Source organism: Mesorhizobium sp. M0058 (genome assembly GCF_040323095.1).
Classification (GTDB): domain Bacteria; phylum Pseudomonadota; class Alphaproteobacteria; order Rhizobiales; family Rhizobiaceae; genus Mesorhizobium.
Window position 1 is genome coordinate 386,847 of record NZ_JAMYUQ010000003.1, and the last position, 12,606, is coordinate 399,452.

A 12,606-nucleotide genomic window follows, 5' to 3' on the forward strand; every position below is an offset into this window, starting at 1 on the left:
CATGCACACCGGCCTCGCCCACACGCTCGATTTCGACCGCGACGGCAAGACGCTCAGCCATCTAAGCATTCCGTTCTCGATCGATCGCTCGCCCTACTTTCAGGTCAAGGTGCCGATCTGCCTCATCCGCAATGGCGACGGCCCGTCACTGCTTTTGATGGCCGGCAATCACGGCGACGAATATGAGGGCGAGCTGTCGCTGGCAAAACTGGCGCGCCGGCTCGATCCGAAGCGGATCAAGGGCCGCATCACCATCATGCCGATGGCCAACGCCCCTGCGGTGATGGCCGCCAAGCGCTGCTCGCCGCTCGACGGCGGCAATCTCAACCGGGCGTTTCCCGGCGATCCCTCGGGAACGCCGACAAGCCGGCTCGCCAATTTCCTTGAGACGGAGCTGTTTCCTCGTCACGACGTCGTCTTCGATATCCATTCGGGCGGCACGTCGATGGAGCATCTGCCGACCGCGCTGGTCGAACGCAACGCCGATCCCGAGCGCCACCGGCGTGGCGTCGAGCTGATGCGCACGCTCGGCATGCCCTACGGCTTTATCGCTGACAACGGCCAGGCCTCGCCAACCTCGATGGGCGCAGCGCGCCGCGCCGGCGCCGTCGGCGTCAGCGGTGAGTTCGGCGGCGGTGGCACCGCAACGGTCGATTCGATGGCGATCACGGCCCGCGCGCTCGACCGTCTGATGATAGCAATGGGTGTGGTCGACGCGCCGGTTCTTGGCGCGGGCGAAAAGCCTTCGGCGCCGACAAGGCTGCTGTCCCTGTCCAGGCACAGCCAGGGCCTCTATGCCACCCGCCGCGGCTGGTTCGAGCCCGCCGCCAGGCTCGGCGACAGTGTCACTTCAGGACAATTGGCCGGCTGGTACCACGATCTCGAGCGGCTCGATGTTGCCGAGGAGGCCCTGCATTTCGCCGAAAGCGGCTTGGTGCTGTCGCGCCGGCTGCACACGATGTGTGAGGCGGGCGACTGCCTAATGCAGGTCGCAGAGCCGGTCGACGGCTGAGCCAAAGGCAGAGGATATTCCATGCAGCAACTGTCCATGTGGACCTATCCCTGGGACATCCAGGATCTCGGCCTGGAGACGGTCGAACGTGATCTTGTCGAGCGCGCCGGGCTCAACATGATCAGCCTGGCGACATCCTATCATGCCGGGCGCTTCCTGCAGCCGCGCAGCCCGCGCCGCAAGGCCTATTTCCCTGAGGACGGCACCATCTATTTCAAGCCGACCGCTGCGCGCTGGGGAAGTCTAGCCATCCAGCCCAAGGTGGCTGACGTGATCACTGAGGGCGGCGACGTGCTCGGTCAGCTCATCCGCCGTCGCGACGCGGGCGGACTAGGAGTTTCGTGCTGGACGGTCTGCCTGCACAACACCCGCCTGGGCATGCTGCATCCGCAGGCCGTCACCCGCAACGCCTTCGGCGATGCCAATTACTACAATCTCTGCCCCTCCCATCCCGATGCGCGCGCCTATGTCCGCGCGCTGATCGCCGACATCTCGCACAGCTACCGGCCGGACCGGATAGAACTTGAAAGCCCGTCCTTCATGGGCTTTGCCCATGAATACCATCACGAGAAGGACGGTGTCGGGCTGACGCCGGAAGACGATTTTCTTTTGTCTCTGTGCTTCTGTCCGTCCTGCGTCTCCCGTGCGGCAAAAGCCGGCATCGATGCCGAGGCGGCGAGCAAGCTCACCAGGCAATGGATCGTCGAGACCTGCGAGCGTGCGGTGCCTGAGCGGCGCTTTCCCAATTTTCCCGCCTGCGGGCTCGACGCCTTTGCCCCATGGCCGGAACTCCATGCCTATCTCTTGTGGCGATTCGAGCCAGTGACCAGCCTGGTCGCCGAACTGCGCGAGGTAGCCGATCCCACGACGGGGGTCGTTATTATCGATCTGAAAGACGGCTGGCTTGGCGGTTGCGATCTGGCAGCGCTGGGCAAGGTCTGCGACGGGGCGATCCTGTGCGCCTACGACATGCAGGCCGGCGATGTCGCCAGCCTGATGGCGGCCGGCCGTGCGGCACTGGGCGCGGACAAATTCCTCGGCGCCGGCTACCGGCTGTTCTATCCGGAAATGGCCCGCCCCGACATCCTGGCGGCCAAGATGAAGCCGGCGCTGGCGCCCGGTGTTGACAGCATCAATTTCTACAATTACGGCCTCATTCCAGCCGCGCGGCTCGACTGGATCGGCGCTGTTCGGCGGTCTTGAGCCAGCCGGCCAATGCTCGTCGGCCACGAGGCGTTGAGGCCGGATTCGCGCGCGAGCGCTGCCAGGTGAATCAAATCAGCGAAACCTGAAGCGATCCATGGTGTAATCCGGGTAGGCGTCCATCGTGTCGAACAGATCGAACAGGTCAGGGGTCTCCGCCAATATTCCTGACAGAACCAGCACCGTGGCCACGCCGGCAGCAAGTCCGCCAGCGATGTCGTGTTCGACACTGTCGCCGACGCAGACCACAGTGCTGCGGTCTGGATTGCCTGCCAGCGCTAGCGCGGCGCCGAATATGGCGGGGTAAGGCTTGCCGATACGCGTGACGCTACCACCGAGGTCCTCGTAGAGATCCGCCAGCCGGCCGGCGCCGAAGCGCGGCCCCACTGCCGTCAGCATGATCTTGTCAGGGTTGGTGCAGAAGCATGGCACCTGCCGCACCGCAGCCGGCGCAAGATGCCGGCGATAGTGCTCGAGATCGTAGCGGTCGCCCTCGCTGGCCGAAATCAGCACCAGCCCGGCATCGTCACCGTCCTTGGTCAATGCGAAGGGCAGACCTTCGATCGCCGAGCGGTCATCGTCGCGGCTTATCAACAGGCATTTCGTGTTTGGCAGTAGCTTTCCGGATACCGCCATGTCGTGGAAGAACTCCCACGCGACCTCGCCGGAAGAAACAAAATGGTCCCAGCTTCCCGGTTCGAAGCCGAGCTTTAGCAGCCGGCTCTCGTTGGGCCCCGCCCGCTTGCCGGAGTTCGAGATCAGCACAATGGTCTTGCCGGCGCGCTTCAGCGTCGACAGTGCTTCCACCGCCCCTGGATAGGGGCTGGCGCCGTCATGCAGCACGCCGAACTGATCGAGCAGGAAAACATCATAGCGCTCGGCCAGCTGGTTGACGCCGGTGAGGTGTTCGACTGTTTTCGCGCTCATAGAAGCCCCGCCGCGCTTGCGCCCGTCAGCGCCAGTCGCGCCGTGCCGGCGGCGGCTTCGTCCGAAAGTGCCGGCAGGAAATCAACACCAAGTCTGCGCCGCCGGATCGCCGTCCAGGCGGCATTCGCCGCACCGCCGCCGACGCTTCTGACCGACGTCAGCCGCGGCGCGCCGAGCTCGGCGAGCTTGTCATAACCGAGCGCCTCGATCGCGGCGATACCCTCCAACATGGCTTTCAGATAGTCGGCGTCCTCCACCGGTCGGGGCACAAGACGCGGCGGCAGTGCCGGATCGGCGATCGGAAAGCGTTCGCCTGCAGTGGCAAGAGGATAGTAGTCGAGGCCGGTCTCGGTCATCGGGTCGATCGCCATGCTCAGCTCGACGATGCGCGCCAGAGGGAAATGCTGTGTCAGCACCTTGCCGCCGGAGTTCGATGCGCCGCCCGCCAGCCAGACATCTCCAAGCCGATGGCTGTAGATGCCGAAGCGTGGCGCCGAGATAGGCCGGTCGGACAGGATCTTGACGGTCAACGACGACCCCAGCGCGGTGACGCCGTCGCCTATTGCCGCGGCACCTGTCGCCAGGAACGAGGCGCAGCCATCGGTCGTTCCGGCGACGACGGCGATTTCGCGCGGTAAGCCGAACACATCCGCGGCATCCGCGGTGAGCTTGCCGACGACATCGCCCGGCCTGGCGACACCGGGCAGCAACTCCATGCGCATTTCGGTGGCCGCAATCCAGTCCGGCCAGCAGCGGGCCGTGGCGTCGTAACCGGTTTTCAAGGCATTGTTCTCGTCGCTGACATCGAAGCGACCGGAGAATTGTCCCGCGATCCAGTCCGCCTGATGCAGCACCGCGGCAACACCGGGCGTGCGCTGGAACCAGAGCGCCTTGGCAAGACCGGACGTTGCCCCAAGTGCGGCACTGGTCGCTGGGGCTTCGCGAGCGATCGCGACCAGAATGGCGTTGTCGGCGACCGTATCGTTGTACATCAACGGCTCGGCCAGCGGCCGCCCGGCGCCGTCGACCGGCAGCAACGTACCTGAAGTGCCGTCAACAGCGATCGATCGGACCGCTGTTCGGTCGATGCCCGAAAGCAGTTCCGCCAGCGCTGCGCTGACCGCTGACCACCACACTGCAGGGTCGCGGGCATTCCAGCCAAACAACTCGAGCGAAACGGCGGAACGCGCGGCAATGGAAAAATCCGGACGCATGGCGACCGCGCGCGCGCCGGACGTGCCGATGTCGATGCCTATGGCAAGCGGCGTGTCAGCGGCTGGCGGCATTGAGTTTCTGGCGATACTTCTCGGCGTCCCAGTTGACCAGTTCATCGTTCTCGGCGGCGGTGAGGTAGTTCAGCCGCGCTGCAATGTCGATGCGTGCCGTCACGTCGGCAAGGCAGCGTTGCATGGCGTCGGCGCCCGCACTGGCATCGCCGCGCATCAGCACGCCCAGCCCGGGAAACAGGATCGCCACGGGGTTTGCACCGCACCGCTCGATGACGCGCGGCACATCCTCACCGGGGTTTGCCACCACCGACCCCCGACCCAGAAAGATGACGTGATCGGGGTAGAGGCTGCCCCCGGACGCCATGCGGCGGCTTTCGGGATCGATGGCGACCGCGTGCGCCTCGATTTCCGCCGGCAGCCTGTAACCGGTTTTCCCGGCCAGCGCCGCCAATCCCGCAACATCCGGTTCCGCCACTTGGCGCGCCGGCCGCGCCAGAAGCAGCGTGACGCGGCGCAGCAGCACTTCGGCCTCGGCGACGGTATCGGCCGCGACGACCAGCCCGTGATTGGCAAGGATCAGCACGTCGACCCCAGCCTGAAGCCGCTCGGCAATACCCTGGGCAAGCGGCAGGCCTGGCCGGAAATAAGGAACATACGCCCATTTGAGACCATCAAGGCGTCTGGCGGCTTTCACCTCGCAATTGGCCTGTACCGCCAGCGAAATGGTTTCGACGCAATGGACATGCAGGACGACGCGCTGCGGCATCAGCGCGTGAACGGTGGTTTCAATCGAAGGGCGCAGGCGCCGGGCGTTGAGCGTCTCGATGGCGAAGATCTGCGGCTGGTCGGCGGCGCTGTCGCGCTGTTCGACAGCCCTGAGCAGCGGCGCCATGGCCACCGGCACCATGATATCTTCGGAGAGCGCATCCTTCAGCCATGTGCCGGAAGCCTTGATCCACAGCGTGTCGCCGGCTTTCAGCGAGGTGTTGCCGCCGGCGGCCTGGGTCAGGTTTGGATTGCGCCCGATGCTGGCCGAAAGCGCCCGCAAGGCAGTCATTTCCTGCGCATCCGCATAGGTCGCCATGGCGCATTTCCTCTATCAGCTCCGCCAGCCTCGCAGCTTCGGATACCCGTCGTGGGATGTTGATGTGTATCGCAGATGCGAGCGACTTACGTCAATGGTGATCTAATTTCATCAAAGGTTCTTGCAATCGGAAAGATGTTGAGTAAGTTACGTCAAATGCTGCGGCAAAAACGGCTCCTGGGAGGAAAAACGATTGAGCGACTCCGGCCGCCAGCGTCAGATCGTCGAGTTGCTGCGGGATCGCCCCTTCGCGTCGGTGCGCGAACTGCAGGAGCAGCTCGGCGTGTCGGCGGCGACGGTGCGGCGCGACATCGACAAGATCGACGAGGCCGGTGAAGCACGGAAGGTCTATGGCGGCATCTCGGCGCTCGACGGCGCTTCACAGGCGGGTGTTGCCTATGCCAGGCCCTATGACGAGAACCGCGACCTCGCGGTCGAGGCCAAGCGGCAGATCGCCGCTCTCGCGGCCACGATGGTGCGCGACGGCGATGCGGTCATCGTGCATGGCGGTTCGACCTGCTTCCACCTTGGGGTCAAGCTGGCTGAGCGCAGCATCCGTCTCTATACCAATTCGATGCCGCTCGCGGCCTATCTGAGCGACCACGGCCATTGCAGCCTGACCGTTGCCGGCGGCGATCTGCATCGTGAGCCGGGCATCATCCATTCACCGACCCAGGCGGAGCCGTTCTACGCATCGAAGTTCTTTCTCGGCGCGCAAGGCCTTGGCCAGGAGGGCGTGCTGGAATCGCACCCGCTGCTGGTCCGCTCCATCGCCGATCTCAGCCTGTGTGCCGACCAGATCGTGGTGCTGGCCGACAGCCGCAAACTGTCGATCCACGCCCGTAACATCGCGCTGCCCTTGTCGCGCATCGGCACGCTGGTGACCGATGACGGCCTGTCCGACGTCGACGCGCGCATGCTGGAAGACGCGGGCGTCATGGTGCGCATCGCTTCGGCTTCGGGAGCCATCCAGTGAAGATGGCCGTCCTCGATTTCGGCAAGACCAATTCGAAGCTGTTCGTCTTCGCTCAGGACGGGCGCATCGTCGACGAGCGCCGGACCCGGCCGAACTGGATGCGCAAAGATGGCTTCAGCGTGCTTGATGAGGCAGCACTTCGCAATTGGGCGGTTCGCGCCGTAAGCGAGGCCACCGACATCCATGGCGTAGAGGGCGTGATGGTGTCGGGCCATGGCTGCACCTTTGCCCTGGTCGACGAGGCGGCGCTGACGCATCCGATACTCGACTACGAGCAAGAGCCGCCGGCTGATATTGCCGCGCAAATAGATCGCCTCGTTCCGGATTTCACCGAGACCTTCTCGCCGCGATTGCCGCTCGGCTTCAACTACGGTCGCCACATGCTGTGGCTACAGGCGGTGCAACCCGGTGCATTCACGGCCGCGAAATCGATCCTCGGCTATCCACAATACTGGAGCTGGCGGTTTGGCGGCCGGGCGGTCTCGGAAGTGTCCTATCTCGGCTGCCACTCGCATTTATGGGCGCCGCGCAAGCGCGACTTCAGTTCGCTGGTCGATATTGAGGGCTGGCGCGACCGGATGCCCGCTTTCGAGCGGGCGGGCTCGGTTGTCGGCGAGCAACGCCTCGGCGATACGAAGCGGCGGATCGCCATCCACAATGGTGTCCATGACAGCAATGCCGCGCTCCATGCCTATCGCCGGCAGGAGCTTGGCCCGGTCACCGTCGTCTCGACCGGCACCTGGGTCGTCGTGCTTAATCCGGATTGCCTGCTCGACGCGCTCGATGGCCAGCGCGACATGCTGGTCAATGTCGATGTCGACGGCGGCCCTGTGCCGACCATCCGCTTTATGGGCGGGCGCGAATTCGCCACGATCAGCGACGGCTGGCAAGGCGCGATCGCGCCGGCGACAGTGCAGCGGGTGATCAACGCCGGCAGCATGGCGCTGCCGAGCTTCGCGCCGGGCGGCCCAATGCCCGGCCGCGCCGGCAAATTGGTCGGCCGCATGCCAAGCGCCGAGGAACGCGCAGCCGTGGCGCTGCTCTACGTCGCGCTGATGGTCGACCTCTGCCTCGACCAGATCCATTCGGATAACACCGTGATCGTCGATGGCGGACTGAACGCTGGCGGCCTGCTCGCCGGGCTAGTGGCGCAACTGCGTCCCAGCCAGGCCTTCCTGCAAGGGGCCACACTGGAGGGCAGCGCCACCGGGGCGGCGGCGCTGGCCTTCGAGACCGTCGGCCGCGAATTTGCCGCGGAAGTGCCGGAGCCCGTGCGTGCCGCAAGCTTCACCGGACTTGCCCGATATCGCGACACATGGCGTGGCCTCATCGGCGAGCAGGGCATCCCCCGCGCGGCAGCGGGAGGCGCACGGTGATCGTCGCTGCTCAGGCCGAAGTCACGCGCCAGCCAGTGCTGGAAATGCGGCACATCTCGAAGACGTTCGGGCCAGTCCGCGCCCTGCAGGACGTGTCGCTGACCGTCCATGCCGGCGAAGTCCATGCGCTGATGGGTGAAAACGGTGCTGGCAAGTCGACTTTGATGAAGGTGCTGTCCGGCGCCTATCGGCCTGATGCCGGCGGCGAGATACTGATCGACGGCGTGCCGGTCGCCACCGGCGACCCGATCAAGGCGCGGGCTCACGGCATTGCGGTTATCTATCAGGAACTGTCGCTGGCGCCCAACCTGACGGTCGCGCAGAACATCTTCCTCGGCAATGAGCCGAGGCGTTTCGGCATCGTCGACCGCGACCAATGCTACCGGCGCAGCAATGAGATCATCAAGCGTCTCGGCGTGTCCTTCTCCGCACGGGCCCAGGTTTCCAGCCTGTCGCTCGGCGAGCGTCAGCTGGTCGAAATCGCCCGCGCGCTTTCGACCAGCGCGCGCATCATCGTCATGGACGAGCCAACCACCTCTCTGACCTCGCGCGAGACCGACCGTCTGTTCGAGGTCATCGCGACGCTGAAGTCGCAAGGCATCGCCATCATCTACATCAGCCACCGCATGGAAGAGGTCTACCAGTTGGCCGACCGTGTCAGCGTGCTGCGCGACAGCGGCTATGTCGGCACACTCGAGCGCGCCGAGCTGAACGCCTCGCGCCTCGTCTCGATGATGGTTGGCCGCGACCTGTCCGCTTTTTACAGGAAGGATCATCGCCCGCCGGACAGCAAGCGCGCGGTCGCCTTGTCGGTGCGCGGCATGGCGGACGGCAATCTCCTGAAGAACTGCTCCTTCGAATTGCACAAGGGCGAGGTACTGGCTCTGGCTGGCCTTGTCGGCTCGGGCCGCACCGAACTCGCGCGACTGATCTTCGGCGCCGACAGACGCATCGCCGGCACGCTGGAACTCGACGGCAAGCCCGTAACCATCGGCTCGCCAAGCGAGGCACTGAATGCCGGCATCGCCTATCTCACCGAGGACCGCAAGGAGCTCGGCCTGTTCCTCGACATGTCGATATCCGACAACATCAGCATGGGCGTGCTGGCCAGGGATGCGCGGCCCGGCGGCTTGCGGGATTTCAAAGCCGCCGAGAGACGTGCTGCCACGGCCGTTTCGGATCTCTCCATCCGCACCAGGTCGGTACAGGCCAATGCGGGTTCGCTGTCGGGCGGCAACCAGCAGAAAGTGTTGCTTGCCCGCCTGCTCGAGACCGAGCCGCAAGTGGTCATCCTGGATGAACCGACGCGCGGCGTCGATGTCGGAGCGAAGTCGGAAATCTACCGGCTGATCGACAATCTCGCCAAAAAGGGCATCGCCATCCTGATGATCTCCAGCGAACTGCCGGAGGTGATCGGCGTTGCCGACCGCGTGCTGGTAATGCGCGACGGCACGATTGCCGGCGAGGTTACGGCGTCCAAAGACCAGCCGCTGCGCCAGGAAGCAATTATGGAACTTGCAACGGGAGCGGCCAAGGGATGACCGACAAGGCGACCGAGATCAGTGGCCAGGCTGTCGGCAGGAGCCGGCGGTTGCGCACCGCCTTCGCCGCCCTTGGCATGCTGCCGATCCTGATCCTGCTGGCGGTCGGCTTTCAGTTGATGAACGCGCGCTTCTTCACCCAGACCAATTTGCTGATCGTCATGCAGCAATCGTCGATCAACATTGTGCTGGCAGCGGGCATGACCTTCGTCATCCTGACCGGCGGGATCGACCTGTCCGTCGGCTCGATACTTGCCGCCTCGGCGATGGTGGCGGTGATGGTGTCGCTGGTGCCTGATTGGGGACTGCTGGGCGTGCCGGCGGCCATTCTCGTCGGCCTCGGCTTCGGCGTCATCAACGGGCTGCTGATCGCCTATATCAGACTGCCGCCCTTCATCGTCACGCTGGGGTCGCTGACCGCTGTGCGCGGCGTCGCCCGCCTGCTCGGCCAGGACACCACGGTGTTCAACTCGGACCTGCCGTTCGACTTCATCGGCAACGGTGCGCTGTTCGGCGTTCCCTGGCTGGTCATCATCGCCTTGTCGGTCGTGGTGCTGTCCTGGCTGGTGCTCAAGCGCACCGTGCTCGGCACCTGGATCTATGCCGTCGGCGGCAATGCCGAAGCGGCGCGGCTGACCGGCATCAAGGTGCCGCTGGTGCTGCTCTTTGTCTATGGCGTTTCCGGCCTGCTGGCCGGCCTTGGCGGCGCCATGTCAGCGGCCCGGCTCTATGCGGCCAACGGGCTGCAGCTTGGGCAGTCTTACGAACTCGACGCCATTGCCGCGGTCATTCTCGGCGGCACCAGCTTCGTCGGCGGCGTCGGCTCGATCTGGGGTACGCTGATCGGTGGCCTGATCATAGCGGTGCTATCCAACGGGCTCATCTTGGCCGGTGTCTCGGACATCTGGCAGTACATCATCAAGGGATTGGTCATCATCGTGGCAGTCGCCCTCGACCGCTACAGGCTCCAGGCAGGAGCGAGAACGTGATTGACCTTGGTCGCCGGCGTAAACGACCGGTTTGTGTAACGCACCGTGAGAGGCGCGGGGCAATTGGAGGAAAGCAATGAAGACCATCGCTAAACTGCTCTGCGGCGTCGCACTCGCGGCCGCCGCCATCGCGCCCGCATCGGCCAAGGACCTCAACAAGGTCGGCATCTCGGTCGGCCTGCTCGGCAACCCCTTCTTCGTCGCCACCATCAAGGGCATCGAGGACGCAGCCAAGAAGATCAACCCGAAGGTCGAGGTAACCTCAGTGTCGGCCGACTACGACCTCAACAAGCAGGTCTCTCAGGTCGATTCCTTCATCGCCGCCGGGGTCGACGTGATCATGCTCAATGCGGTCGATGCCAAGGCGATCGGCCCGGCGGTGAAGAAGGCGCAAGCAGCGGGCATCGTCGTTGCCGCCTTCGACGTCTCGGCGCCAGGCGCCGACGTCACCGTGATGACCAACAACGTCAAGGCCGGCGAAGAGGCCTGCCAGTATCTGGTCGACCACACCGGCGGCAAGGGCGACTACGTTATCCTCAACGGCCCGGCGTCGTCGTCGATCCTGGAGCGGGTGAAGGGCTGCAAAGACGTCCTTGCAAAACACCCCGACATCAAGATCCTCTCCGACGACCAGAATGCCGAAGGCTCGCGCGACGGCGGCCTGAAGGTCTTCCAGTCGCTGCTCACCCGCTTCGACAAGATCGATGCGGTGTTTGCCATCAACGATCCGACGGCGATCGGCGCCCAGCTTGCGGCCAAGCAGCTCAATCGCTCGGAGTTCATCTTCACCGCAGTGGATGGCGCTCCCGATATCGAGAAGGAACTCGCTTCCGGCACCTCGATGATCAAGGCCTCGGCTTCGCAGGATCCCTACGTGATGGCTGGCCAGTCGCTGACGATGGCGGCTGAGCTGCTTGCCGGCAAGAAGCCGGCGGAGCCGACCGTGCTGCTCGACCCGAAGCTGATCACGGCCGAGAACCTGAAAGACTACAAGGGCTGGACCGCAGCCCGCTAAGCCTCCCAAGGCCGATGCGGCCGGGGCAACCCGGCCGCAACTCAATTCCAGAAACGGGAGACGATCATGTCGCGCATCGGTATTCATTCCTTCGTCTGGTCGGCGAGTTCGGCGCAAGGCGACCTCGAACGGACGCTGGCCAACACCAAGGAGGCCGGTTTCGACCTGATCGAGTTCTCCTATCTTGACCCCGCCAATGTCGACGTTGGCGGGCTGGCCAGGCGCATCGCCGACCTCAAGCTTGGCGTGGCGATCAGCATCGGCCTGCCGGCCGACGGCGACATTTCGAGTGCCGACAAGGCGGTTGCCGCGCGCGGCGTCGAGATCCTCAACGAGACGATCGCGCTCACCCGCGATCTCGGCGGCCAGAAGATTGGCGGCATCCTCAGTACCAGCCACGGCTTGCAGACGCAGGCGCCGACGCGCGATCAGTGGAACCGCAGCGCGGGTACACTTGCGAAGGTTGCGGAGACGGCCAAGGCCGCCGGCGTCACGCTCAATCTGGAGATCGTCAATCGCTTCGAAAGCAATCTTCTCAACACCGCTTCACAAGGCCTGGCCTTCATCGCGGACACCGGCTCCGACAACATCTTCCTGCATCTCGATACCTTCCACATGAACATCGAGGAGGCCGATGTCGGACTGGCTATCCGCCATGCCGCTGACAAGATCGGTTATGTCCATATCGGCGAGAGCCATCGCGGTTTCCTCGGCACCGGCAATATCGACTTTGCCGCCATCTTCGATGCGCTGACCGCGATCGGCTATAGGGACGACCTCAGCTTTGAATCCTTCTCGTCGAAGATCGTCGACGAGAACCTGTCACGGAAGACGGCGATCTGGCGCAATCTGTGGTCCGACAATATGGAATTGGCCCGGCATGCGCGCGCCTTCATCTCAATCGGTCTGGAGACGGCGCAGCGAAAGGCAGAGCTTGTTGCATCGAGACATCGTCCTTAGCAGGAGCGCGCTGCCAAAGCGCCAATGTTGTCGTTCATCCGGCCCGCGCCTTACGTGCAAGGAATCGACGTCGGAGGCGCTGAGTGTGGCGGAGGCAGTCGAGCGGGGTGACGCTGACGAGAGCTTTCTGATTTTGGCCCACGAAACGCAATAAAATCAACATCTTCATACGCCCTCCGGGGCCATCCGATCTCCATACTGGACGGGGATGACGTTTGACACAGCGCGGCGGAAAGAAGCAGGATGGCTGATAGAGTCGACATCGCATAATGATGTCACTATATAGCGGCGGCT

General features: G+C 64.3%; 11 protein-coding genes. 8 read left to right on the plus strand and 3 right to left on the minus strand.

All coding sequences use genetic code 11. From position 1 onward, the window contains the following. Nucleotide 1: 1 nt before the first annotated feature. Nucleotides 2–1,012, plus strand: a complete 1,011-nt coding sequence (locus NKJ75_RS07215) for a succinylglutamate desuccinylase/aspartoacylase family protein (protein ID WP_023686805.1) — start codon at nucleotides 2–4, stop codon at nucleotides 1,010–1,012. A 21-nt stretch (nucleotides 1,013–1,033) separates the two neighbouring features. Then, nucleotides 1,034–2,215 carry a hypothetical protein gene (locus tag NKJ75_RS07220; RefSeq protein ID WP_023745720.1) on the plus strand — a complete coding sequence of 394 codons (1,182 nt, stop codon included), beginning with the start codon at nucleotides 1,034–1,036 and terminating at the stop codon, nucleotides 2,213–2,215. A 75-nt stretch (nucleotides 2,216–2,290) separates the two neighbouring features. Here the strand turns inward: NKJ75_RS07220 and NKJ75_RS07225 are convergent, their stop codons facing one another. From NKJ75_RS07225 to NKJ75_RS07235, 3 genes are read right to left on the minus strand one after another with little or no spacing between them, the layout of a single operon-like run. Then, entirely contained in the window at nucleotides 2,291–3,142 is an 852-nt protein-coding gene (locus NKJ75_RS07225) for a TIGR01459 family HAD-type hydrolase (RefSeq protein ID WP_352499495.1), read from the minus strand. Beyond that, nucleotides 3,139–4,428 carry an FGGY-family carbohydrate kinase gene (locus NKJ75_RS07230; RefSeq protein ID WP_023745718.1) on the minus strand — a complete coding sequence of 430 codons (1,290 nt, stop codon included), beginning with the start codon at nucleotides 4,426–4,428 and terminating at the stop codon, nucleotides 3,139–3,141. The genes NKJ75_RS07225 and NKJ75_RS07230 overlap by 4 nt, the downstream gene beginning before the upstream one ends. After that, complete coding sequence (locus NKJ75_RS07235; RefSeq protein WP_352499496.1) at nucleotides 4,412–5,455, minus strand: class II aldolase/adducin family protein; 1,044 nt, start codon at nucleotides 5,453–5,455, stop codon at nucleotides 4,412–4,414. Before NKJ75_RS07235 ends, NKJ75_RS07230 begins: the two co-directional genes overlap by 17 nt. Nucleotides 5,456–5,648: 193 nt before the next feature. Here NKJ75_RS07235 and NKJ75_RS07240 point away from each other — a divergent pair, with 193 nt between their 5' ends. The 6 genes from NKJ75_RS07240 (at nucleotide 5,649) to NKJ75_RS07265 (ending at nucleotide 12,312) form a co-directional block, all read left to right on the plus strand. Then, nucleotides 5,649–6,431, plus strand: coding sequence for a DeoR/GlpR family DNA-binding transcription regulator (locus NKJ75_RS07240; protein ID WP_023701285.1), 783 nt, complete (start codon nucleotides 5,649–5,651; stop codon nucleotides 6,429–6,431). After that, nucleotides 6,428–7,807 carry an FGGY-family carbohydrate kinase gene (locus NKJ75_RS07245; protein ID WP_352499497.1) on the plus strand — a complete coding sequence of 460 codons (1,380 nt, stop codon included), beginning with the start codon at nucleotides 6,428–6,430 and terminating at the stop codon, nucleotides 7,805–7,807. The genes NKJ75_RS07240 and NKJ75_RS07245 overlap by 4 nt, the downstream gene beginning before the upstream one ends. A gap of 44 nt (nucleotides 7,808–7,851) precedes the next feature. Next, complete coding sequence (locus NKJ75_RS07250; RefSeq protein WP_050592391.1) at nucleotides 7,852–9,348, plus strand: sugar ABC transporter ATP-binding protein; 1,497 nt, start codon at nucleotides 7,852–7,854, stop codon at nucleotides 9,346–9,348. Continuing rightward, nucleotides 9,345–10,337 (plus strand): ABC transporter permease subunit, encoded by a 993-nt coding sequence (locus NKJ75_RS07255; protein ID WP_023745714.1) that lies wholly within the window; start codon nucleotides 9,345–9,347, stop codon nucleotides 10,335–10,337. Before NKJ75_RS07250 ends, NKJ75_RS07255 begins: the two co-directional genes overlap by 4 nt. Before the next feature lie 76 nt (nucleotides 10,338–10,413). Next, nucleotides 10,414–11,352, plus strand: a complete 939-nt coding sequence (locus tag NKJ75_RS07260) for an ABC transporter substrate-binding protein (protein ID WP_023670567.1) — start codon at nucleotides 10,414–10,416, stop codon at nucleotides 11,350–11,352. A gap of 66 nt (nucleotides 11,353–11,418) precedes the next feature. Next, nucleotides 11,419–12,312 carry a sugar phosphate isomerase/epimerase family protein gene (locus NKJ75_RS07265; RefSeq protein WP_023707957.1) on the plus strand — a complete coding sequence of 298 codons (894 nt, stop codon included), beginning with the start codon at nucleotides 11,419–11,421 and terminating at the stop codon, nucleotides 12,310–12,312. Nucleotides 12,313–12,606 lie beyond the last annotated feature (294 nt).

Bases quoted from the DNA above. Each gene is read 5' to 3' on its own strand.
- NKJ75_RS07215 (WP_023686805.1), top strand. From the start codon at position 2: ATGCACACCGGCCTCGCCCACACGCTCGATTTCGACCGCGACGGCAAG.
- NKJ75_RS07220 (WP_023745720.1), top strand. From the start codon at position 1,034: ATGCAGCAACTGTCCATGTGGACCTATCCCTGGGACATCCAGGATCTC.
- NKJ75_RS07225 (WP_352499495.1), bottom strand. From the start codon at position 3,142: ATGAGCGCGAAAACAGTCGAACACCTCACCGGCGTCAACCAGCTGGCC.
- NKJ75_RS07230 (WP_023745718.1), bottom strand. From the start codon at position 4,428: ATGCCGCCAGCCGCTGACACGCCGCTTGCCATAGGCATCGACATCGGC.
- NKJ75_RS07235 (WP_352499496.1), bottom strand. From the start codon at position 5,455: ATGGCGACCTATGCGGATGCGCAGGAAATGACTGCCTTGCGGGCGCTT.
- NKJ75_RS07250 (WP_050592391.1), top strand. From the start codon at position 7,852: ATGCGGCACATCTCGAAGACGTTCGGGCCAGTCCGCGCCCTGCAGGAC.
- NKJ75_RS07255 (WP_023745714.1), top strand. From the start codon at position 9,345: ATGACCGACAAGGCGACCGAGATCAGTGGCCAGGCTGTCGGCAGGAGC.
- NKJ75_RS07260 (WP_023670567.1), top strand. From the start codon at position 10,414: ATGAAGACCATCGCTAAACTGCTCTGCGGCGTCGCACTCGCGGCCGCC.
- NKJ75_RS07265 (WP_023707957.1), top strand. From the start codon at position 11,419: ATGTCGCGCATCGGTATTCATTCCTTCGTCTGGTCGGCGAGTTCGGCG.